This window comes from Streptomyces sp. NPDC049597 (assembly GCF_040675505.1).
GTDB lineage: Bacteria > Actinomycetota > Actinomycetes > Streptomycetales > Streptomycetaceae > Streptomyces.
Map to the genome: position 1 here is coordinate 158,515 of NZ_JBFAOY010000010.1, position 22,701 is coordinate 181,215.

The 22,701-nt window shown below is 73.7% G+C and carries 10 protein-coding genes; 3 read left to right on the plus strand and 7 right to left on the minus strand.

Annotated elements, in window-relative coordinates:
• Entirely contained in the window at nucleotides 1-909 is a 909-nt protein-coding gene (locus AB0K02_RS14560; protein ID WP_365992744.1) for an aminoglycoside phosphotransferase family protein, read from the minus strand.
• Between the two features lie 197 nt (nucleotides 910-1,106).
• On the opposite strand from AB0K02_RS14560, the gene AB0K02_RS14565 reads away from it, so the two are divergent.
• On the plus strand, nucleotides 1,107-2,369 hold the full coding sequence (locus tag AB0K02_RS14565) for an ABC transporter substrate-binding protein (RefSeq protein ID WP_365992745.1): 1,263 nt from the start codon (nucleotides 1,107-1,109) through the stop codon (nucleotides 2,367-2,369).
• 16 nt (nucleotides 2,370-2,385) lie between these two features.
• Here AB0K02_RS14565 and AB0K02_RS14570 read toward each other — a convergent pair whose 3' ends face one another.
• From AB0K02_RS14570 to AB0K02_RS14595, 6 genes are all read right to left on the minus strand, one after another.
• Nucleotides 2,386-3,147, minus strand: coding sequence for an ABC transporter ATP-binding protein (locus AB0K02_RS14570; protein WP_365992746.1), 762 nt, complete (start codon nucleotides 3,145-3,147; stop codon nucleotides 2,386-2,388).
• Nucleotides 3,144-4,079: an ABC transporter ATP-binding protein gene (locus tag AB0K02_RS14575; protein WP_365992747.1), complete on the minus strand. Its 936-nt coding sequence runs from the start codon at nucleotides 4,077-4,079 to the stop codon at nucleotides 3,144-3,146. The genes AB0K02_RS14570 and AB0K02_RS14575 overlap by 4 nt, the downstream gene beginning before the upstream one ends.
• Nucleotides 4,069-5,061: a branched-chain amino acid ABC transporter permease gene (locus tag AB0K02_RS14580; RefSeq protein ID WP_365992748.1), complete on the minus strand. Its 993-nt coding sequence runs from the start codon at nucleotides 5,059-5,061 to the stop codon at nucleotides 4,069-4,071. The genes AB0K02_RS14575 and AB0K02_RS14580 overlap by 11 nt, the downstream gene beginning before the upstream one ends.
• A gap of 10 nt (nucleotides 5,062-5,071) precedes the next feature.
• Nucleotides 5,072-6,064, minus strand: coding sequence for a branched-chain amino acid ABC transporter permease (locus AB0K02_RS14585; RefSeq protein ID WP_365992749.1), 993 nt, complete (start codon nucleotides 6,062-6,064; stop codon nucleotides 5,072-5,074).
• Nucleotides 6,065-6,211: 147 nt separating this feature from the next.
• Nucleotides 6,212-17,425, minus strand: coding sequence for an amino acid adenylation domain-containing protein (locus AB0K02_RS14590; RefSeq protein ID WP_365992750.1), 11,214 nt, complete (start codon nucleotides 17,423-17,425; stop codon nucleotides 6,212-6,214).
• Entirely contained in the window at nucleotides 17,385-18,665 is a 1,281-nt protein-coding gene (locus AB0K02_RS14595; protein WP_365992790.1) for an MFS transporter, read from the minus strand. The genes AB0K02_RS14590 and AB0K02_RS14595 overlap by 41 nt, the downstream gene beginning before the upstream one ends.
• Nucleotides 18,666-18,976: 311 nt before the next feature.
• Between AB0K02_RS14595 and AB0K02_RS14600 the strand changes: the two genes are divergently transcribed.
• The gene (locus tag AB0K02_RS14600) at nucleotides 18,977-19,429 is read left to right on the plus strand and encodes a MarR family transcriptional regulator (RefSeq protein WP_365992791.1); all 453 of its coding nucleotides are present in this window, start codon (nucleotides 18,977-18,979) and stop codon (nucleotides 19,427-19,429) included.
• Nucleotides 19,430-19,588: 159 nt separating this feature from the next.
• On the plus strand, nucleotides 19,589-22,621 hold the full coding sequence (locus AB0K02_RS14605) for a BTAD domain-containing putative transcriptional regulator (RefSeq protein WP_365992751.1): 3,033 nt from the start codon (nucleotides 19,589-19,591) through the stop codon (nucleotides 22,619-22,621).
• Nucleotides 22,622-22,701 lie beyond the last annotated feature (80 nt).

Below are 22,701 nucleotides of genomic sequence, written 5' to 3' on the forward strand. Positions count from 1 at the left end.
TCAGCCGGTGACGCCCTCGTACTCCGCGAGGGCCTCACGCATCGCACGGCGGGCCACGGTGGCGAGCACCGGGTTCCTGACGCGGTAGTAGTGCTCGGTCGTCAGACCCCAGGCCAGCGCCCACCCCCGGCCGCGTGCCCACGTGGCGTCGTCCACCTCGGCCGCCTCGCGGAACAGGTCCCGGGTCCCGGCCGTCAGCAGCGTCCAGGCCGCCATCATGTCGCAGGCGGGGTCCCCGACGCCCACGCAGCCGAAGTCGATGACGGCGCTGAGCCTGCCGTCCCTGACGAGCAGGTTGCCCGGCAGGAGATCGCTGTGGACCCACACCGGGTCGCCCTGCCACTGGGGCAGCCGCAGGACCTCCTCCCACGCCGCCGTCGCCGCGTCCGCGTCCACGGTGCCGTCCGCGCCCAGGTCCCGGATCGCCGCCCGGACGTCGTCCTCGCGCGAACGGACGGGGCCGCCGCGGAAGGACGGCGGCCCGCCGTCGGCGCCGACCGTGCGCAGGGCAGCGCCGAACCGGCCCAACTCCACGGCGGCGTGCGCGGAATCGGCGACGGGCTCGTCGAACGCGTTCGCGCCGTCGAGCCAGCCGTACACCGACCAGGGCAGCTCGTACCCCTCACCGGGCACGCCCCGGCCGACGGGCACGGGCACCGGCAGCGGAAGGCGCGGGGCGAGCAGCGGCAGCCAGCGCTGCTCCTTGTCGACCTGGAGCGCCGCCCCGGGGACGCGCGGCAGACGGACCACCAGGTCGTCCCCCAGCCGGTACATGGCGTTGTCGGTGCCCGCGGAGGGGACCTTCCGTACGGGCAGATGCGCCCAGTGCGGGAACTGCGCCCTGACCAGGCGGGCGACGAGCGACACGTCGATGTCGACCTCGTCGGCATGCATCTTCACGCCGGACATGGACCTCCTCGGCCGGGAACGGGTGCGTGACGTCGTACGTGTCCGCGTCACGGCGCCGGGAGTCTAGCCAGCGGCTCCGCCTCAGGACGACGGGTTTTCCGCACGCCGGACGATCATCTGGGCCCGCTCCGTCGCCGCATCCGGCCGGATTACCCTCTTTACAGAACAGCACACAGCCTCTACTGAGGGAGGCGGACATGCACACGTCGAAACGACGGTCCGCGATCTTCCTGGGCGCGGCCGTACTCCTGGCGACCGCCTTCGGCTCGAGCGGCGGTGGGGGCGCTTCGGCAGCGGTGGCCCGCGACGAGGACGGCGAACTGAAACTCGGCTACGTCCTGCCGGAGACCGGTCAGCTGGCCTTCCTCGGGCCCCCGATGATCGAGTCGACGAAATTCGCGATCAAGGCGATCAACGACGCAGGGGGTGTCCTCGGCAAGCCGGTACCGGCCGTGGTCTCGGGTGACGAGGCGAATCAGGAGGCCGTCGCGGCACAGTCGGCGGACCGCGTACTGGCCTCCGGGGTGGACGCCATCATCGGGGCGGCGGCATCCGGGATGTCGCTGGCGATCATCGACCGCGTCACCGGTGAGGGTGTCGTCCAGTGCTCGGGGTCGAACACGGCAGCCACCTTCACCGACTACGACGACGGCGGGTTCTACTTCCGTACCGCCCCGAGCGACGACCTGCAGGCGCCGATCCTCGCGAAGACCGTCCTGGACGACGGCCATGACCGGGTGGCCCTGGTCGCACGCGCCGACGACTACGGGCGCGGCCTGCTGGACTCCACGAAGAAGGCACTGGAGGACGGCGGTGCGACCGTGACGGTCGCCGAGACCTACGACCCGAAGGCCACCAACTACGACCAGCTCGTGCAGCAGGTCAGGAACGCGAATCCGGATGCCGCCGTGGTGATCGCCTTCGAGGAGGGCACCCAGATTCTTCAGGGCCTGATCGAGGCGGGACTGGGCCCCGGGCAGATCGGTGTCTACGGGACCGACGGGCTGCGCAGTGAGGAACTGCCCGGCCTCGTCGCCCCCGGCAAGCCCGCCACGCTCGCCGGAATGAAGGGGACGGCTCCGTCGTCGGAGTCCAACCCGGAGTATGTGAAGGCCCTGAAGGCGTTCGCACCCGGCCTGAAGGAGCTGCAGTTCGCGCCGCAGACGTTCGACTGCGTGACGACCATCGCGCTCGCCGCGGAGGCGGCCGGATCGGACGACCCGGGCAGGTTCGTCGAGGAGATGACCGCGGTCACCAAGGACGGCGACAAGTGCACGTCGTTCGCCGCCTGCAAGGAGCTGCTGGCGGACGGCAGGAACATCGACTACGACGGCGTCAGCGGTCCGCTCGACTTCACCGAGGCGGGTGAACCCGGCGAGGCGACGATCGAGGTGTACGCGTACGACGACAAGGGGCAGCTGCACACCGTGCGCACCGAGCTGAGCAGGGGCCAGCGGTGAGGCGCACAGGAGAGGTTCAGCGGACGCGGGCGAGCGTGCCGAGGTAGAGCTCGATCACCTTCTCGTCCTGCAGCAGATCCGTGCCCGCGCCGGTGTGGGCGTTGCGGCCCTGGTCGAGCACGTACCCGCGGGCGCAGATCTGCAGGCACCTGCGGGCGTTCTGCTCGACCATGAGCACGGCGACGCCCGCGCCGTTGATCTCCTTCACCCGGTCGAACACCTGGTCCTGGAATACCGGGGACAGTCCCGCCGACGGCTCGTCGAGCAGCAGCACCCGCGGTTCGGTCATCAGCGCGCGGGCCATCGCGAGCATCTGCCGTTCGCCGCCGGACATCGAACCCGCCTTCTGCTTCCGGCGGACGGCCAGGACGGGGAAGATCTCCTCGACCGCGGCGGCCCGCTCGTCGTAGGACTTCGGCCGCAGATAGGTGCCCATCCGCAGGTTCTCCTCGACGGTGAGCGCGGGGAAGACGTTCTGCAGCTGCGGCACGTATCCGACGCCGCGGCGGACCAGCTCGTGCGCCGGCCGGTTGGTGACGTCCTCGCCGCGCAGCCGTACCGTCCCCTTACGGACGCGCAGCAGGCCGAAGACCGCTTTGGCCAGGGTGGACTTGCCGGCTCCGTTGGGACCGATCACGCCGACCAACTCGCCCGGGCGGACCTCGACGCTGCAGCCGCGCAGGACATCGACGCCCGGCAGGTATCCGGCGACGATCGCCTCGGCCACCAGCACAGGCGCTTCCGGGCGCCCCTTTCCGTTCTCGGCCGCCTCTGTCATGACGGCTGCGCCTCCTCGCCGGTCGCTTCGGGTTCGTCGTGCCGTTTGCCGAGGTAGGCGTCCACGACGGCGCGGTTGCGGCCGATAGTGGACGGCGGGCCCTCGGCCACCAGGCGGCCGCCGGCCATGACGGCCACCCAGTCGCTGATGCCCATCACCACGTCCATGTCGTGCTCGACGAAGCACACCGTCAGCCCCTCGTCGCGCAGGGCGGTTATGTGCCCGAGCAGCGACTGGGTCAGTGCGGGGTTCACCCCGGCCATCGGCTCGTCGAGCAGGAGCATGACCGGGCGGACCATCAGCGCGCGGGCCAGTTCGAGCAGCTTGCGCTGGCCGCCGGAGAGGGTGCCCGCGTAGTCGTCGCGCAGCCCGGTGAGGCGGAAGCGGTCCAGCAGTTCGTCGGCCCTGGCCACGATCTCCCGCTCCTGTCCGCGCCACAGCGGCCGCAGCAGCGCGGGCAGCAGCCGCTCGCCGCGCTGTGCGGTCGCCGCGAGGAGCATGTTCTCCAGCACGGTGAGCCGGGCGGGTGTCCGGGTGAGCTGGAACGTACGGACAAGGCCGCGCCGGGCGATCCGGTGCGGCGGCTGCCCGGTGAGGGGCTGTCCGTCGAACGACCACTCGCCGTCGTCGGCCCGGTCGAACCCGCTCACGACGTTGAACAGTGTGGTCTTGCCCGCTCCGTTGGGTCCGATCAGGGCCGTGATGGTGCCGCGCTGCACCTCCAGGTGATCGACCTGTACGGCGACGAGGCCGCCGAAGCGGCGGGTCACCTCGTCGAGGACGAGCAGCGGGTCGGGCTTGGCCACGCCGGGCACGGCCTCGGGCACGGGCGCAGGCCGGGGCGCGGACGCGGGAGGGGGCGCGTCGCCAGGCGGGGGCGCGTCGCCGGGCAGAGGCGCGTCGCCGGGCGGGGGCTGCGTGTCAGCGGCCACTGAGCAACATCTCCTTCCGGCTGCCGAGGATTCCCTGCGGTCTGAACGCCACGAGCAGGATCAGCGCCAGCCCGACCAGGGCGAAGCGCACGGCGCCGGTCTCCGACGTACTGATCACGTCGGACGGGACGACGCCCGTGTCGATGGCCTGCCGCAGTGCGCTGTCGAGGAAGGTCAGCACGAACCAGAACAGGACCGAGCCCACGACCGGGCCGAGGATCCTCCCGGCACCGCCCAGCACGAGCAGGGTGTAGAGGAAGAAGGTGACGGCCGGATCGAAGCTGTCCGCGCTCACCGACTGCACCTGGACGGCCTGCAGCATGCCGGCCACGGCACCGAGCACGCCGCCGAGGACGAGGCTCGTCATCTTGTACGCGTACACGTTCTTCCCGAGGCTGCGCACGGCGGTCTCGTCGTCACGGACGGACCGGATGACGCGCCCCCACGGGCTGTGCACCAGCAGGGCGAGCAGCACCGCGACGATCACCACGAGCGCCCAGGCGACGATCAGCACGAACAGGTCCCGGGAGCTGAACTCGACCAGCCACACGCCGTACGAGCCCCGGGGAATGAGGTTCAGGTCGTAGAAGTCGCCCGCGAACCGCTGGAGTCCGAAGACTCCGCCGGTGGTCGGCTCGGCCCAGCTGGACCGGTAGAACAGCCGTAGCGTCTCCCCGGCCGCGATGGTGGTGATCGCGAGATAGTCGGCGCGCAGCCGCAGGGTGGGCAGGCCGAGCAGCAGCGCGAGCACGACCGCGGAGGCCAGCCCGACGAGGACGCCGAGCCACAGGGAACCGCCCCAGGTGGCCACGGTGATCGCGAGCCCGTACCCGCCGACGAGCATGAAGCCGACCTGGCCGAAGTTGAGCAGTCCCGTGTAGCCGAAGTGCAGGTTGAGGCCCAGGGCGGCGATCGCGTAGACGGCGGCGATGGGACCGATGCCCGAGCGGATGGCGTCGGAGAGGATGACCGACCAGTCCATGGCACACCCCTCATCCGACGCGCTCGCGCCGGCCGAGGATGCCCTGCGGACGCACGAGCAGGACGACGATCAGGGCGAGCAGCGCCCAGGCGTACTGCAGGTCGACCGGGAACCACAGGGTGGACATCTGGGCGACGACGCCGATGACGAGGCTGCCGGCCATCGCGCCGTACGCGGAGCCGAGACCTCCGAGGATCACCCCGGCGAACATGAGCAGCAGCAGCTTGAACCCCATGTCCCAGGTGACCACCTCGACCAGTCCGAGGAAGACCCCGCCCAGGGCGGCGAGCGCGCCGCCGAGCATCCAGACGACGAGCACCACGCGCTGCACGTCGATGCCCGACGCCTCAGCGAGGTCGCGGTTGCCGGAGACCGCCCGGATCGCGGTGCCGGTCCTGGTCCGTTGCAGAAGTGCGGCGACACCGAGCAGCGTCAGCACCGACAGGAGGGTGACGGTGAGGTCGCGCGGGGTGATGCCGGCCGGGCCGAGTTCGACGGCGCTCTGGATGTCGTACTGGGCGTAGGAGGCGGGGCGGGTTCCGTAGAGCACGAGCACGAGGTGCCGCAGCAGCAGGGACAGGCCGATCGTGACGATGAACATGTTGATGAGCCCGGTGCCGCGGGCCCGCAGCGGTCGCCACACGCCGCGGTCGATCGCCGCGCCCAGCAGGGCGCCGAACGCCACGGCTGCGAGGGCGGCGGGGATCAGATGCCAGCCGGGGCCCGACGGGGAGGCGTTCAGGAAGAAGGCGGACACGGCGCCGATGGTGACGAGCTCGCCGTGCGCGAAGTTGATCAGGTGGATGGTCCCGAAGATCAGGGAGAGACCGACGGCGGTGATCGCGATGATGACACCGAACTGGATGCCGTCGATCAGTGCCTGCAGGGCCCGTGCCCCGAAACCGGGGCCGTGCGGGACCTCCTCGCCCTGTGCGCCGCCGGCGGCCGCTGCGCCGGCCGTCGGCAGGGCCGTGAGGAACAGGACGAGTACCGCTGTGAACAACCGCTGATGGCACACGGTCGGGTCCGGTCTGTCGCGAGCACCCCGATGCGCTCAGTGTAGGCACGTATCGGGGCGCCGGCGCGGACGTGGCCGGGCGGCGGAGGGCGGCTCGCGCGGCCGGCCCCCTCCGCCCCCCTCAGGCCGGTCTCACCGGGTGTCCTCCGCCTGCCGCGGTGGGCGCAGCAGCTCCGCGACCGGGCTCGACGGCTCCGCCGTGACCTTGGCGAGCAGTGCGGTGAAGTCCTCGCCCCAGGCCCGGACCGTCGCCGCGTCGAAGAGGTCGGTGGCGTACTCGAAGGTGACGTCGATGGTGTCGCCCCGGGGGACGAACACCGCGTAGAGCTCGTTGCGGGCCACCCCTCGGGTGGGCAGGCCGCGGACCGAGGTGGACACCGCTCGCAGGTCCAGCACCGGCGGCGGCGTCGTGACCACCGTGAACAGCACGGTGGGGAACAGCCCGTCGGCCGTCTCGGGCGAGACGAGCCGTACGACCTCGGTCAGCGGCAGGTCCTGGTGGTCGATGGCGGTGAACAGCGTCGAGCCGAGCCGCGTCACCAGGTCGGCGAACGCCGGAGCCTCGGACAGACGGGCGCGCAGCAGCACGGCGTCGCCCAGCAGCCCGACCACGCCCTCCCGCTCCGGCCGGGCGCGGTTGGCGCTGGAGGCCGCGAGGACGACGTCGTCGGTGCGCCCGCACAGCCGGGCCGTCCAGGTGGCGAAGGCCGCGGCGAGGACCGCGTAGGGAGTGGCTCCGAGACGCTCGGCGGTCTCGGCCGCGCGGGCCGGCACGGCGCCGCCGATGGCCCATGTGTGCAGGGCGCCCCGGCCGGACGGCACGTCAGGACGCGGGCGGTCGCAGGGCAGGGCGGGTCGCAGTCGCACGCCGGCGAGCTCGGTGCGCCAGAAGCGTTCAAGCTCCTCCCGGCGGCTGTCGGTGAGCCGGTGTTCCGCCCGGGCGACATCCGTGAACTGTGCCGTCGGCGGTGCGAGGTCCGGGGTGGAGCCCGCGCTGCGGGCGTTGTAGAGCTCTTGCAGGTCGTGCCAGACGATGCCCATCGACCAGCCGTCGCAGACGGCGTGGTGCAGGACGGCCACCAGCACCCAGCGGTCCGCGCCGAGCCGGCCGAGCCGGAAACGGAACAGCGGTGCGGTATCCAGCGCGAACGGTTCGCACGCGTGGTCCTGGCACCAGCGCTCGACGCGGGCCTCGTCGTCGGCGTACGCCGTCAGGTGGCTGATCCCCACCTCCACGGGCACCTCGGCGAGCACCTCGACGAGATGCTCGCCGTCGCGGTGCACGGCCCTGCTGCGCAGCGCCTCGTGCCGTGCCACCAGGTCCCCGAGCGCGCGCCTCAGTGCGTCCGGGTCGAGGGCGCCGTGCAGGTCGATGCGGTGGGCGACGTTGTAGACGCTGGGATCGGTGCGTTCGTGGTGACGCCGCCACAGCCGGCGCAGGGTGGAGGTCATGGGCACGCTGGCGGCAACTCCGGCAGCGGGTACGGGATCTTCCGTTTCGGCGCCGGGCATCATCGGGCGGCGTTCCTCGCACCGGGCCGCGACCGCCCGGATGGTGGGGGCGCGGAAGAACTCCGCCATGCCGAGCTCGGCGCCGAGCAGCGCCGACATCCGGTTCAGCAGCCGGATCGCGCTGAGGGAGTGTCCGCCCAGTTCGAAGAAGGAACGCGTCACGGACGCGTGCGGCAGCCCCAGTTCGGCGCACCACAGCTCGTGCAGCTCCTTCTCCAGCGGGGTGACGGGTTCGGCCCCCTGCTGCGGCACTCCGGCGTCCGGTGCGGGCAGCCGGTCCCGGTCCAGCTTGCCTGACGCGTTGACGGGCAGCCGGTCCACGCGGACCCAGTGGCGCGGCACCAGGTGATCGGGGAGTTCCGCGGCGAGGGCGCCGCGCAGGTCGTCGAGGTCGGTGTCCGGTTCCACGGGGACCGCATAGGCGACGAGTTCGGCCTCACCGGCCCGGTCGCGCCGGGCGACGACGGCGGCCTCGGCGACCTCCGGCCGGTCGTTCAGCACGACCTGGATCTCGCCCGGCTCGATGCGGTGGCCCCGGATCTTGACCTGGTCGTCGGCGCGGCCGAGGTAGGCGAGGGTGCCGTCGGAGCGCCAGCGCGCGAGATCACCGGTCCGGTACCGGGGAGCGCCGGTGTCATCCGTGCCGAACGAGGCGGCGGTCTCCTCGGGACGTGCGTGGTATCCGTACGCGACCGGCGTCCCGCACACGTGGATCTCGCCGACCGCGCCCAGCGGGACCGGGCGGCCCTGGGCGTCCAGGAGGCGGATGCCCGCTCCGGGGACCGGGGTGCCGATGGGCGGCCGGTCCTCCGCGGCGTCGACCCGGTGCGAGGTGACGACGACCGAGGTCTCGGTGGGCCCGTACTGGTTGTACAGCGTGCAGCGGGGATGCGCGGTGAGGAACCGGCGGAATCCCGCCGTGAGCTCCAGTGCCTCACCGGCCGAGAACAGCTCGCGCAGCGAGGGGAGTTCCGGGCCGGTCTCCATCAGGTACCGGAGCGGGGTGCAGGGCATGAAGACCCGCTCGACCGCGTGGCGGCGCACGGCCTCGGCGACGGCGGCCGGGTCGAGCCGCACGTCGTCGTCGACGAGGACGAGTTCCGCCCCGGCCCCCAGGGTGGTGAAGATCTCCTGCACGCTGACATCGAAGGCGGGCGAGGTCCACTGCAGGGTGCGCAGCGCGGGGTGCCGTTCCAGGTGGCCGCGCACGAGGCCCGCCGGGCCGCGGTGCGGCACGACGACGCCCTTCGGGCGGCCGGTGGAGCCGGAGGTGTAGATGCAGTACGCGGGGTCCTGCGGCCGCGGCCCGTCGAGCGGGCCGGAGGCATCCACCCCGCTCGCGACGCCGTCCCCGGCGGCCGTCTGCGGTCCGCCCACCAGGTGCACGGGCCGGGCCGCCAGGGACGGGTTGCGGTCGAGCAGGGCGGGCGTGGTGAGCAGCAGAGCCGGAGTGCCGTCGTCGAGGAGCATGTCGAGCCGGGCCGTGGGCAGGGAGACGTCGAGCGGCAGGTACGCGGCGCCGCTCTTGAGCACACCGAGCAGCGCCGTGATCAGCTCGGGCCCGCGCGGCAGCAGCACCGCGACCCGCTCGCCGCGTCCCGCTCCCCGGGCCCGCAGCTCCCGGGCCAGCCGGTCGGCCCGCCGGTCGAGCTCCGCGTAGCCGACCCGTTCGTCGCCGTGGACGAGCGCGGTCGCGTCCGGAGTCCGCCGCGCCTGCGCCTCGAACAGCCCGTGCAGCGTGTCGTCGTGCGCCGGCGGGTGCTCGTCCAGGCGGCCGAGGCGGGACAGGGCGGCGCGGTCCGCGTCGGTGAGCGCCGTCAGCTCGGACAGGGTGGCGGTCGCCGTCTCGTGCGCCCGGCGCAGCACGCTCTCCACATAGGCGAGGAGTCGTCTCACCGTGGACGCGTCGAAGAGGGCGGTGTCGTACTCGACCGCGCACCGCACCCCCTCACGGTGGTGCGTCAGGTACAGGGTGAGGTCGAACGGCGCTCGCTCACTGGGCATGTCGAGCAGGGTGGCGGTCAGCCGAGGAGGGTCGAACTCCGCCTGACCCTCGTTCTCGTACTCCACCAGCACCTGGAAGAGCGGATTGCGGGCGGCGTCGCGATGGGGGTTGAGCGCGCCGACGAGCTCGTCGAAGGGCACGTCGCGGTACTCGAACGCCGCGGTGCTGCTCTCCCGCACCCGGCGCAGCAACTCGCAGAAGTCCGGGTCGCCGGACAGGTCCAGGCGCAGCGGCACGGTGTCGAGGAAGAGGCCGACGTGGTCTTCGGCACCCGCTGGCCTGGCGGCGACGGCGGTGCCGATCACGACGTCCCGCTGTCCGCTGAACCGGCCGAGCACGGCGGCGATGGCGCTCGTCAGCACCATGAACAGGGTGGCACGGTGCGCGGCCGCCAACTGGCGCAGGCCCTCGGTGAGTTCTGCGTCGAATCCGTATGTGAGGCTGGCGCCCTCACCCGACCTGGCCGGGGGCCGGGGACGGTCGGTGGGCAGGGCCAGTTCGGGGGCGTCGCCCAGCTCGCGCCGCCAGTGGGCGAGGGCCTTGGCCGTCCGGGCGGGGTCCGGCGCGGCGGCGGGCAGGGCGGGCAGGGGCGGCAGTGCAGGCAGGGAGGCGGTGTCGTCGCGATGCGGCCAGGCCCGGTAGAAGGCGCCGAGATCGCGGGTGAGCACGGTGGTGGAGGACGAGTCGAAGACGATGTGGTGGGCGAGCAGGAACAGCAGGTGCCGGTCGTGCGCCAGTCGCAGCAGCCGGGCCGAGATCAGGGGCCCCTCGCTCAGGTCGAAGATCCGCCGGCCCTCGCTTGCCATGGCGGCCCGCAGCGCGGCCTCCTCGGTGTCCCCGGTGTGGTCGGCCACCGGGCAGTCGAGCCGGACGTCCGAAAGCACCTCCTGGTACGGGACGCCGTCGGCCTCCCGGAAGACGGTGCGCAGCGCGGGGTGGCGGTCGCAGACCTTCTGGAGCGCCCACCGCAGCGCCTCGGCGTTCAGCGGTCCCTCCAGCCGTACGGCCTTCGGCTCGTGGTACATGCTGGTGCCCGGGTGCAGCTGTTCGAGGAACCAGATGCGTCGCTGTGCCGGTGACAGCGGTGTCCGCCGCCCCCCGTGCCCCGTGCTCTCTCCTGCCGGTACCGTCTCGGTGCCGACGGGGCTGAGCTGCCGCTGCCGGAGCCGGTCGAGCAACGGCAGCGCGGCCAGAACCCGCTCGGCGGGGACGCCGAAGTCGACGAAGCAGGCGATCTCGTCGGCACCCGCGTCCACGAGGCGGCGAACCGTCGCGGCCGCCGTCTCCTCGTCGCCGATCAGGGCCCGGGAGTCGCAGTACCGCTCGTAGGCGCAGCCGAGCAGGAACTCCACGTCGTCCTCGGGCGTGTTCTCCAGGTCCACCTCGAACCCGAGGCTGTTGGTGACCTGGTCGAAGAGGGACAGCGAGGACCGCAGGTACGACACGAACGGCCCGTAGGCCTCTGCGCGAGCCCGTTCCGCGTCTGTGCCGAGGTAGGTGTGCACGAGCACGACCACACGGCCGGCTTGCGGATCGAGACCGTGCTCGGCACGGGTACGGCGGTACAGGGCGATGTTCTCGGCGAGCTGCTCGACCGTCTGGGCCATCAGGTTGGTGACCACACCGAGGTCGCGCGCGGCGGCCTGCCGGTAGCTGTCGGGGTTGCCGACGACGGCGACGTACAGGGGCGGTTCGGCCTGGACGGGACGCGGGTGCAGGCGGACCTCGGTCCGTGTGCCGTCCCCGGCGGTCACCGGCAGGGGCTGCCCCGACCACAGTCGCCGGACATCCTCCAGGCGCTCGTACATCACGTCGCGGTGCCGGCCGAAGTTCTCCGGAGCCAGGGCGAAGTCCGTGGCGTGCCAGCCGCTCGCGAAGCACAGACCCGCCCGGCCGCCCGAGAGGTTGTCGACGACCGACCACTCCTCGGCGACCCGGACCGGGTGGTGCAGCGGAAGGACCACCGAGCCGGCGTGCAGCCGGATGCGGTCGGTGCGGGCGGCCAGGGCGGCGGCGAGCACGGAGGGGTTGGGGAACAGCGCGCCGAAGGAGTTGAAGTGCCGTTCGGGGAACCACAGGGCGTGGAAGCCGTGCCGGTCGGCGAATTCGGCGGCTTCCATGATCAGCGCGTACTTGTCCCCGTCGGCCTCCTGCGGGTAGTCGCCGAAGAAGTACAGGCTGACGTCGCAGCGCGCGGCGTGGGGAAGCGTGCCGGACGCCGCCGGTGACGGCTCCGGACGCGGCGGTTCCGGACTCGGTGACGCCTCCAGGCGCATGGGCTCGGGTCCGGCGGCGGGCGGCGCGAGTCGAGCCGGGCGGGTGGGCGCGACCGGCTGGGCCTGTGGGGCCGATGGGATTGGTCGGGCCGGTGGGGTCAGAGGGGTCGGCCGGGCGCCGGGGAGGGCGTCCAGTTGGCGGGTGAGCAGACCGGTCACCTGCTCCACGAGGTTCTCGGCGAGCCGTATCTGCTGGGTGAACAGCTGGTGCAGGCTCTCGTCGGCGGCCGGGTGCGGCGCGGGGGCCCGCTCGTCGGGCCCGGCCACAGGCGGCGCGGCGACTTCGGACGCGGGCTGCGCGGCCCCGGGCGACGCGGCGACTTCGGGCACGGGCTGCGCGGCCCCGGGCGACGCGGCGACTTCGGGCACGGGCTGCGCGGCCGACGACGCGACGGGCTCCGCCGGGGACGCGGCAGCAGGCCGAACGGACGGCTCGGCGGCCCCGTCACCCCGCAGGTCCGCCACATGAGCCGCCAGCTTGCGCGGGGTGTCCGCGTCCGAGAACAGGTCGCGGACCCGGACGCGCACCCCGTGGCGGCTCTCCAGTTCGGCCACCATGCCCATCAGGGCGAGCGAGTCGGCGCCCAGGGCGAAGAACGAGGCGTCGGGTGAGGTGTCGGCGATGTCGGTGCCGAGCCTCTGCGCGGTCAAGCGCCTGATGTCGTCGAGCAGTTCGCCGGACGCAGCGGCCTCGCGGCCCGTCCGCGCGGGTACGGCCACGGGTACGGGCGCCGGTTCGGGCCCGGCGGCCGGCCCTGCTCCCGCGGCAGGAGCGGCCGCCGCCCGCGCGGGCACGGGGGAGGTGACGCTGCGACGCCGCAGCGGATGCCCGGGCAGCGGGACCCTGCCCCCGCCCCTGATGACGGCCCGCCAGTCGAGTGCGGCCCCCGCGCGGTACAGCTCACCGAGCGTCCGCGTGATCCCGGCCGACTGCTCGGCCCCCTCTCCCTGGCCGCTGTACCAGCGGCTCTCCGGCGCGCAGTGCCTGCCCGGGCCCGCGAGCGTGCCGCCCGCCCCGATCTCCAGAAAGTCCGCGCACCCCTGCCCGGACGCGGCCGCCACCGCCCGGTCGAACCGGACCGGTTGCCTCGCCTGGCGGCAGAGGTACTCGGCGTCGACGGTCCATCCCGCGGGGCGCAGCGCACCGTCGAGTCCCGAGGCGAGCGGGGTGTGCAGCGGCGCGTACGCCGTCTTCTCGGCGTACCCGCGGAATGCGCGGAGCGCCTCGTCCAGCGCGGCCGAGTGGAACGCCCGGTCGACCGGCAGCGCACGCCACGGTATGCCCTCGTCCGCGAGCAGGCGTGCCGCCTCCTCCAGGGCCCGCTCCGGCCCGGACATCACCTGGGACCGCGGCCCGTTGAAGGCCGCCGGCTCGGCGCCCGCCGCGTACGCGATCCGTTCGGCGGTCTCGGCGTCGGTGCGCACCGCGAGCATCCCGCCCGGAGCGGCGGCCTCCCGCATCAGCGCGCCGCGCCGTGCGGTGAGCCGCAGGCCGTCCTCCAGACAGAGGGCGCCGCCCGCGCACAGGGCCGCGTACTCGCCGAGGCTGTGCCCGAGCAGCAGGGCGGGGCGCACGCCGAAGGCGCGCCAGACCTCGATGAGCGCCATGTGGTGGGCGAAGAGGGCCGGTTGGGCGGTGTCGGTGGGCCAGACCCCGTCGTCGTCCGCGTCGCCGTCGAGGAGCAGGGGCAGCAGGGAGCCGCCGAACTCGTCGGCGTGGACGCGCTCACAGCGTTCGAGGACCCGCCGGGCCTCGGGGTACGCGTCCCAGATGCCGCGCGCCATCCCGCGCCGGGCGCTGCCCTGCCCGCTGCAGGCGAAGGCGAGAGGGCCGATGGGTGTCAGCGGGCCGGGCGGGCTCTCCAGCGCGCGCGCCAGCTCGTGGGCCGTCCTGCCGACGACAGCCGTCCGTGCCGGGCGGTGCAGCCGGCCGAGCGCGAGCGTCGCGGCCACGTCGGCGGCCGCGAGGCCGGGGTGTGCAAGCAGGTGCTCGCGCAGCCGGGTGGCGTACTCGTCCAGTGCCTGCGGGTCGCGCGCGGACAGCGGTACGAGGACGGGCTCGTCCGAGGGACCGGGGCCCGCGGGCTCCGGGCGCTCGGGGGCCTCCTGCAGGATCACATGGGCGTTGGTGCCGCCGACTCCGAGGGCGCTGACGCCCGCCCTGCGCGGCACGCCGTCCCGCGTACGCCAGGGGCCGGTCCGTGTGCCGAGAACCAGGGGGCCGCCGGACAGGCGGAGCTCGGGGTTGGGCCGGTCGAGGTTGAGCGTCGGCACCAGGGTGCGGTGTTCGAGCATGAGCACGGTCTTGACGAGACCGGCCATGCCCGCACAGCTGTCGAGGTGTCCGATGGCCGGTTTCACCGAGCCCACGGTGCAAAAGCCGGTCCGGTCGGTGTCCCCGCCGAGGGCCCGCGCCAGTGCCTCGAACTCCACCGGGTCGCCGAGCCGTGTGCCCGTGCCGTGCGCTTCGACGTACGACACGGTGTCCGCGGGGATGGCCGCCCGGCGCAGTGCCTGCCGCACGACCTCGACCTGGCCCGCGACGCCGGGCGCGCTGAACCCGACTTTGCCGGCGCCGTCGTTGTTGACCGCCGAGCCGAGGATCACGGCGTGCACGGTGTCCCCGTCGGCGAGGGCCCGGTCGAGCCGTTTGAGGAGGACGGCGGCCACGCCGTTGCCGCCCACGGTGCCGTCGGCGTCCGCGTCGAAGGCGCGGCAGCGGCCGGTGGGCGACAGGATCGACCCGGGCCGGCTGCGGTAGCCCGTCTCCTGGGGGGTGTGCACGGCCGCGGCGCCCGCGAGCGCCAGGTCGGTGTCGCCGCTCAGCAGGGCCTGGACGGCGAGGTGGACGGCGACCAGCGAGGTCGAGCAGGCGGTCTGGACGCCGATGGCGGGGCCGGTGAGGCCGAGCCGGTAGGCGACCCGGGAGGCGAGGAAGTCCGGCTGCCGGCCGATGGCCGTCTGCATGCCCGTGGCGGGATCGCCGTCGTCGGCCGAGGAGGCGGGCGGCTGCTGGTGGCCGTAGAGGTTCATCCCGGAGCCGGCGAACACCCCCACGCGGGTCCCGGCCTCGGTCGCCGCGTAGCCGCCGTCCTCCAGTGCCTCATGGCAGCATTCGAGGAACAACCGGTGGGCCGGGTGCGTGAGTCCGGCCTCCTTGGGGCTCACACCGAAGAAGTCCGCGTCGAACTCCTCGACGCCGTCGAGGACGCCGGCGACCGGTACCCGGTCCGTGGCCCGTGCCTCTTCGGCGGACAGCCCGGCGGACACCAGCTCGTCGGGCGTGAAGCGGCGGACACTGTCCACGCCGTCCCGCAGATTCGCCCAGAACCGCGCCGTCGAACGCGCCCCGGGGAAGCGGACGGACATGCCGATGACGGCGATGCGGTGGTCCGCATCCGTCCCCGCGGCGGGATCGGTGCCGGCGTGAGCGCCGGGAGTCCGGCGCGTATCCGTTTCCCCGCCGGGCTGCCGACGCGCACCCACGTCCGTACCCGCACCCGCACCCGCACCCGTACCCGTACCCGTACCCGTACCCGTGCCCGCGTCCGCTGTTGTCCGCGGCCCGGCGTCGGAGGCCGTCACCGACGGCGGCCCCGGTACCGCAGCCAGGTGGGCAGCCAGCTGGGCGGCCGTGGGATGCTCGAAAAGCGCGGTCTGCGCGATCTCCCTGCCGATGCGCTCCTCCAGCCGGATGCGCAGCCGTACCAACTGCACGGACTTCATGCCCAGTTCGTAGAACGGGACGTGCGCGGGCCCAGGGTGTCCGAGCACGGCCGTGAGCTCCTCCTGCACGACGGAGGACACCTCGTCCGGGTGCGGGAGGGCGGTGGGGGCCGGGGCGGTGGACCCGCCGGCGGCCAGCCGGTCGCGGAGGTCGCCCCGGCGCACCTTGCCGGCCGGAGTCCTCGGGAACTCGTCCGGCGGGACCGGCAGGACATGGGACGCGGTGAGCCGGAGCCGGGTGTACAGCACCGACGTGAGCTCCTTCTGGATGCGCGCGTCCTCGTCGGCGCCCCGGCTCACGAAGAACACGGCCAGGGTCTCGGTCCCGCTGACGGGGTCGGGTACTCCGCACGCGGCCACGTCACCCGTGCGGACGCCGGTGACGGCGGTCGCGGCGTCCTCCACCTCGTGACAGGAGATGTTGTGACCGTTGAGGATGATCAGGTCCTTGCGTCTGCCGGTGATGACCAGCTGGTCCTCCGCGAAGAAGGCGAGGTCTCCGGTGTCGAGCCAGCCGGGTTCCCCGGGGAAGGCTGCCGCGTCGGCCTCCGGGTTGCGGACGTAGCCCGGTGTGACGCGGGCCTCGGACCGCACCTGCAGCCTGCCGATCCGGTCCTCGGCGACCGGCTCCCCCGCGTCGTCGACGAGGCGCAGCGTGGTGCCGTGCGCGGGCGGACCCACCGCGACGAAGGTGACGCAGTCCTCCTCGGGGATGTGCTCCCCGGCCGCCGCCAGCGGACCGCCGAGGCTGCTCCTGAGGACGCGCCGCACGGTTCCGCGCCGGTCGAGCCTGCCGTAGGTGATGCCGGTGACGGTTTCGGCCATCCCCCACGCCGGCACGATGTGCTCCTCGCGGACGCCGTACGCGGCCGTGGCCGCCAGGAAGCGGCGGAGCACCGGCAGCGCGATCTGCTCGCCGCCGCAGACCAGGGTCCTGAGATGGTCGAGACGCCTGCCGGCGCCGGGCCGCTCGGCAAGCGCGTCGGCGACCAGCTGGTAGGCGAAGGTGGGCGCCCAGCTGTGCTGGGCGCGGTGTTCCTCGAGGAGGTCGAGCCAGCGCAGGGGCTCCGCGACCACGTGTCCGGTGGGGGCGTGCACATTGGTGCAGCCGGTGAACACCGCGAGCACGTGGTACAGCAGGAAGGCACCGCTGTGGTCCACGGGCAGCCAGTTGAGCATCGTGTGACCGGGGCGCACGTCGAGGATGCGCCGGCTGCTGGCGGCGAAGTCCGCGAGTCCGCGGTGGGTGAGCTGCGCCGCCTTGGGCACGCCCGTGCTGCCGGACGAGAGCATCAGCACGGCGACGTCGGTCCCCGCCGGTTCCGGGTGGTCGTACGCGGGAGCCCCGCGCAGGCAGTCCTCCGCGACCGCGACCCGCAGCTCGCGGGCGGTCCGGGCGAGCGTCGCGGCTCCGGCGGCGTCGCTGAGCACCAGCGGACCGTCCAGCAGGTCGCAGGTGTGCCGCAGGCGTTCGAGGGCCGCGGTGTCGTCGCCGGGGCGTTCCGCCACGGCCACGGGCCGGGCGCCGCCGAGGACGGCGGCCCAGAAGGCGGGGAAGAACTGGTCGAGGGGAAGTCCGCACAGCACCAGCGCGTCGCCGGGGCGCAGGCCGTTGCCGCGCAGGCCGGTGAGCAGGCGGCGGGCTCGGGAGAGGAGTTCGGGGTAGGTCTGCCGGGTCGTGGCGCCGTCCGGTCCGACGGTGACGACGCCCGCGCCGGCGGCGCTGTCCGCGGCGCGCAGCAGCGCCTGGACCGCGTCCTTCGGATCGTCGTCGGTGAACTCCGGCTCAGGCCCCCGGCGTATCGCCTGTCCCCGTCCGCGTTCCATGCGTGGTCTCTCCTCCTCGTGTCGCACCTTGTGTGGGTCGTTTCCGCCGCGGGGCCGTACCGCCCCGCGCCGTCAGGACCAGCAGGGCCAACGCCCCGCATACGGCTGTTCCGTGGAAGGCCCCCACGACGGCGAGGGCGGGCAGGGCCTCGAGCGCCGCGGCGGCGGCGACGGTCCCGAGCGTGAATCCGGAGGTCTCCGCCGTGGCCGACAGGCCGAACAGCCGGCTGCGCCGCCGGTCGGGGACGGCCTGGAGCCGGGAGGTGTAGACGATCTCGGTGCAGCCGTCCGCCAGGCCCGCGCCCAGGGCCACGGCCACCAGCGCGGGGGCGGGCAGCCCGGTGAACGCGAGGACGAAGAACAGGGACATGGCGCAGGTGCCGATCGCGAAGGCACGCTCCCCCGCCGCCCGGCCCGCGCCCGTACGGCGCTTGACCACCTGGTGGGCGAGCAGGGTGCCGACGGCCCAGGCGGCCCAGAACCGCGTCATGAACAGCTCCGGGTGATCCGGCGTCGCGGCTCCGGCGGCGATGGGCAGGGCCACGTTGTGCGAGGACGACGCCAGGGCGTCGGCGCCCCTGAGCAGGATCGTCCCGATCAGCAGCGCGGACAGGCCGCGCAGCCCGCGCGGACCGCCCGCCGTACCGGCGTCCCCGACCGGTGCGGGCCCGTCCGTCCCGTCGCCGTCGGTGCGGGGCCGCAGCACGAGCAGTGCCGCCGCGGACACGAGGAAACTGGCGCCGTTGATCGCGAAGGCGGCCGCGTAGCCGCCGTATCCGATGACGGGCGCCGCCGACGCGAAGCCGAGGACGGTGGCGAACGACCGCACCGTGACGAGCATGCCGTTCGCCCGTAAGCGCTCCTCCTGGCCGACCATGACCGGCACCGCGCTGCGCAGGGCGACGGTGAACAGGGTGTTCCCCGCGCCGAGCACCACGACCGCCGAGGCGAGCAGCGGCACCCCGGTGCCCGGCGCGGTCAGCGCGAGCAGGGCCATCGCCGACGCCTGGGCGACGTCGGCCAGGAACATCAGGGTCCTGCGGCCCGCCGTGTCGGCCAGCGCTCCGGCCGCGAGGCCCGCGAGCATGCCGGAGAACAGACGCAGTGCCATGAGCGCGCCGATGCCCCACGCGCTGCCCGTCACGTCGTAGGTGAACAGGCTCAGGGCGATGAGGCTGAGGTAGTTGCCGTAGGAGGACACGGCGTACGCGGACACGAGGCAGCGGAACCGCCCACTCACAGCCGTCACTTGACTCCCCCGAGTACCGCGGATCCTCCGCCGCCCCGGAACCGTAGCCATGCCGTCCCGGGCGTGTCGAGAGCCGCGCGGGGTGGAGCGGGCCGGCGGGGAAGGCGGACGACGCCGCTTCGGGCAGGTGCGCGGCGGCCGGGTCCCGCGCCCAGGTTCCTTTCATGGACAGTCGTGTCGCACGGTTGTACGGTGCAGCAACGCAACACATGGCCGGGTTCGTCACCGGCCACGGACGTCGACTGCCGGCGGAGGGGGCCGTAGTGCGTGTCGCGACATCCGGTGAGCACATCCGCGACGGCATGAGTTCCGTCGACGCGTTCAGCCGCACCGCCCTGGCCGTCTTCCACCTGAACGGCAGATTCGCGGCCCTGCTCGACCAGTTGACCGTGCCGTCCGGCCTCAGCGCGGCGCAGTGGCAGGTGCTCGGCGCGGTCGAGGACGAGCCGCGGTCCGTCTCGGGCATAGCGCGCAGGCTGGGCGTCACCCGGCAGAGCGTGCAGCGCATCGCCGACCTGCTGGTGGAGCAGGGGCTCGCCGGCTACCGTGCCAATCCCGCGCACCGGCGCGCCCGGCTGCTGACGGCCACCGACCGGGGCGAGGCGGTCCTCCGCGAGGTCGACGCCGGTCACGCCGAACTGGCCCGCCGGCTGTGCCGGGAGCTGGGCGGCGAGGAGGAGTTCGGCAGGACCACCGACGTGTTGCGCGAGCTGTCGCTCGCCCTCGGCTCCGTCGTCCCCCAGGCCCGGTCCTGAGCTCGCCGGCGCACCACCACCCGGCGTCCGCACCGTCCCCCCACGGGCTGTCCACGGCGCGGCTTCCGCCCCGCTCGGGCTGCGACTCCCCGCTGATCGGGGCCACTTCCTTGTTGTAGCGTTACCGACCTGCCCAGACGTCACAGGCCGGGGGGACCAGTGAATCAGTTCGTCTTCAGAATGCTGGGGCCGCTGCTCGTACAGGCCGACGGGCAGCCCCTGCGCATCAAGGGAAGGCGGCAGTCCACCGTTCTCGCGATGCTCCTGCTCTCGGCGGACCGGATCGTGTCCGTCGACACGCTCGTCGACGCCGTGTGGCCCGAGTCCCCTCCGGCGACCGCCCGCAACCAGATCGCGATATGCGTGGCGACGCTGCGCAAGACGTTCAAGGAGGCCGGCGGGAGCGACATCCTGCTCACCTCTCCCCCGGGCTACGTCCTCGCCCGGGGCACGCACCGCATCGACGTCGTCGAGTTCCTGCGTGAGGCCGAGCGCGGGCGGGACGCCGCACGGCACGGCCGGGCCGAGGAGGCGTGCGCCCTGCTGGAGGAGGCGCTCAGCACGTGGCGCGGCGCGGCCCTCGACGAACTGTCCGGGGCGCGGATCGAGGCGGAGGCGGCCCGGCTGGAACACCTGCGGCTCGACCTGATCGAGGAGCGCGCCGGGCTGATGCTGGAGCTGGGGCGGCACCGGCTGCTGACCGGGGAGCTGGGCGAGCTGGTGGCCCGTCACCCGCTGCGCGAGCAGTCGCGCGAACACCTGATGCTGGCGCTCTACCGTTCGGGGCAGCGTGCCGAGGCCCTGGAGGTGTTCCGGCAGGGCCGCTCGCTGATGAACGAGGAGCTGGGCATCGAGCCCGGTCCCGCGCTCCAGCACCTGCACGAACTGATCCTGCACGACTCGCCGGAGCTGACCCGGCCGGTCGCCGCCGCGCCCGCCGCCCCGGCCGCCGTCCAGACCACCCCGGCGCAACTGCCCGCGGACGTCATGCGCTTCACCGGCCGCCAGGAGGAACTGGCCCTCCTGGACCGGCTGTTGAAGGAGCCGTACCAGCCGCACGCACCTGCCCTGGCGACGATCGTCGGCGTCGGCGGGGTGGGCAAGACGGCCCTTGCCGTCCACTGGGCCAGCCAGGCCGCCGACCGCTTCCCCGACGGCCAGCTCTTCGCCGACCTGCGCGGCTACGACGAGGAGAACCCGCCGGTTACGCCCGCGGTGGTGCTGGACCGCTTTCTGCGCGCCCTCGGGACGCCCGGCCCGCAGATCCCCGCGGAACCGGACGAGCGCGCGGCGCTGTTCCGCAGTCTGCTCAGCACCAGGAGGGCACTCGTCGTCCTCGACAACGTGCGGTCCTTCGCCCAGCTCAGACCGCTCCTGCCGGGCGGTGGCCGCAGTGTCGTGCTGGCCACGGGACGCGAGGCCCTGGACGACGTGACCGGCGACTACACGGCCCTGCGGATCAGGCTGCGGGTCCTCCCGCCGGCCGAGGCCACGACGCTGCTCACGAGGATCGCCGGCGCCGACCGGTTCGGCAGCGACCCGGTGGCGCTTGAGCAGTTGAGCGCCCTGTGCGACTGTCTGCCGCTGGCGCTGCGGATCGCGGGCGCGCGGCTCGCCACCAAGCCCGGGCTGACCGTGCGCGGGCTGGTGGAACGGCTGAGCGACCAGCGCCGGCGGCTGGACGAGCTGAGTCCCTCGGAGGGCGGGGTGCGGGCCGGTTTCCGCCTGACGTACCGCGACCTGTCCCCCGACGCGGCCCGGATGTACCGCAGGCTGGGGCTCCTGCGCACCGCGGACTTCGCGGCCTGGGTGGGGGCCGCGGCGCTGGGGACCGACGTGTGGCGCGCCGAGCAGCTGCTCGACCAGCTCGTCGACGCCCAGCTGCTGGAGACGGTCGAACCGGTGCCGGGCCGCGCGGCCCGCTACCGCTTCCAGGATCTGCTCCAGCTGTTCGCCCGCGAGCGCGCCGAGGCGGACGAGACGGAGGCGGACTGCGACGCGGCGCTGGACCGGATATTCGGCGCCTGGCTCTGGCTCGCGCAGGAGGCCCACCGGCGGCTGGACGGGCGGCGGTTCCCCGTCGGCCATCCGCCGGAGCCGGCGCCGGCCTTCCTGCGGGGCACCGCGGACGAGCTGACGGCCGCGCCGCTGGAGTGGTTCGACTCCGAGCGCGCCACCGTCACGGACATGGTGGTGCACGCGGCCGACACGGGCCGGGCGCGGTACGCCTGGGCGCTGACCGAGAGCGCCGTGCCCCACTTCGAGACCAGGAACTACCTGGAGGACTGGCAGCGCTGCGCCGAGGCCGCGCTGTCGTCGGCCCGGCGCGCCGGCGACCGGACGGGCGAGGCCACCATGCTGCGGGTGCTGGGTTCGCTCGCCATCTACCAGCGGCGCTACGAGCAGGCCGAGGGCTGGAACCTCGCCGCGCTGCGGCTGCTGGCGGAGAGCGACGACGTGCCCGGAGCGGCGCTCGCCCAGCGGAACCTGGCCATGTGCGCCCGTTTCCAGGGCGACTGGGACCGGGCGCTCGAGTACTGCAGGGCGGCGCTCCGGGGCTTCCACGAGGCCGGTGACACCGGCAACGAGGCCCATCTGCTCGGCTACCTCGCCCAGATAGAACTGGACCGCGGCGAGGTGGAGCGGGCGCTGCCGCTGGCCGTGGAGGCGCTGGCGCTGAGCCGGCGGACCGGCTCGGTGCGTGCCGAGACGCAGAGCATCTACCGGCTGGCCGAAGTGCGGTTGCGGGCGGGTGATCTGGACCGGGCCGCCGAGTCCTTCCACGAGGTGCTGCAGCTGTCGCGCAGGGAGGGCGACCGCGTCGGGGAGGCCCATGCGCTGCGCGGGCTCGGCGAGACGCAGTGGACCCAGGGTCTGCTCCCGGCGGCCGAGCGCACCCTGAACGAGGCACTGGAGATCACCGAGGAGCTGGCAGACCGCTTCCTGTACGCGCGGGTGGAGACCGACCTCGGCTGTGTCGAGGCGATCGGCGGCCACCACGCGGCCGCGGCGGAGAGGTTCGAGCGGGCCCACGCGGCGCTGGGCGAGGTGGGGGCCCAGCCCTGGCGGGCGCGGGTGACGCGGCTGCTCGCACGGGTACGCGGCGAGGGCGGCGATGCCGCCGACGGCGCAGGGGAACGATCCGTCACGCCGCAGGCTCTGCAACTCCTGCTGGCGGACCGGCCGGACTGACCCGGCCGCCGGGGCCCGGAGCGGGCCCCACGGCGCGTCGTCGCCGGGACCGGCCCCCGGCCCCGTGGTCATCGGCACGC

Coding starts and splice junctions, on each gene's coding strand:
- AB0K02_RS14560 (WP_365992744.1), bottom strand. CDS start 909: ATGTCCGGCGTGAAGATGCATGCCGACGAGGTCGACATCGACGTGTCG.
- AB0K02_RS14590 (WP_365992750.1), bottom strand. CDS start 17,425: ATGGAACGCGGACGGGGACAGGCGATACGCCGGGGGCCTGAGCCGGAG.
- AB0K02_RS14600 (WP_365992791.1), top strand. CDS start 18,977: ATGAGTTCCGTCGACGCGTTCAGCCGCACCGCCCTGGCCGTCTTCCAC.
- AB0K02_RS14570 (WP_365992746.1), bottom strand. CDS start 3,147: ATGACAGAGGCGGCCGAGAACGGAAAGGGGCGCCCGGAAGCGCCTGTG.
- AB0K02_RS14580 (WP_365992748.1), bottom strand. CDS start 5,061: ATGGACTGGTCGGTCATCCTCTCCGACGCCATCCGCTCGGGCATCGGT.
- AB0K02_RS14565 (WP_365992745.1), top strand. CDS start 1,107: ATGCACACGTCGAAACGACGGTCCGCGATCTTCCTGGGCGCGGCCGTA.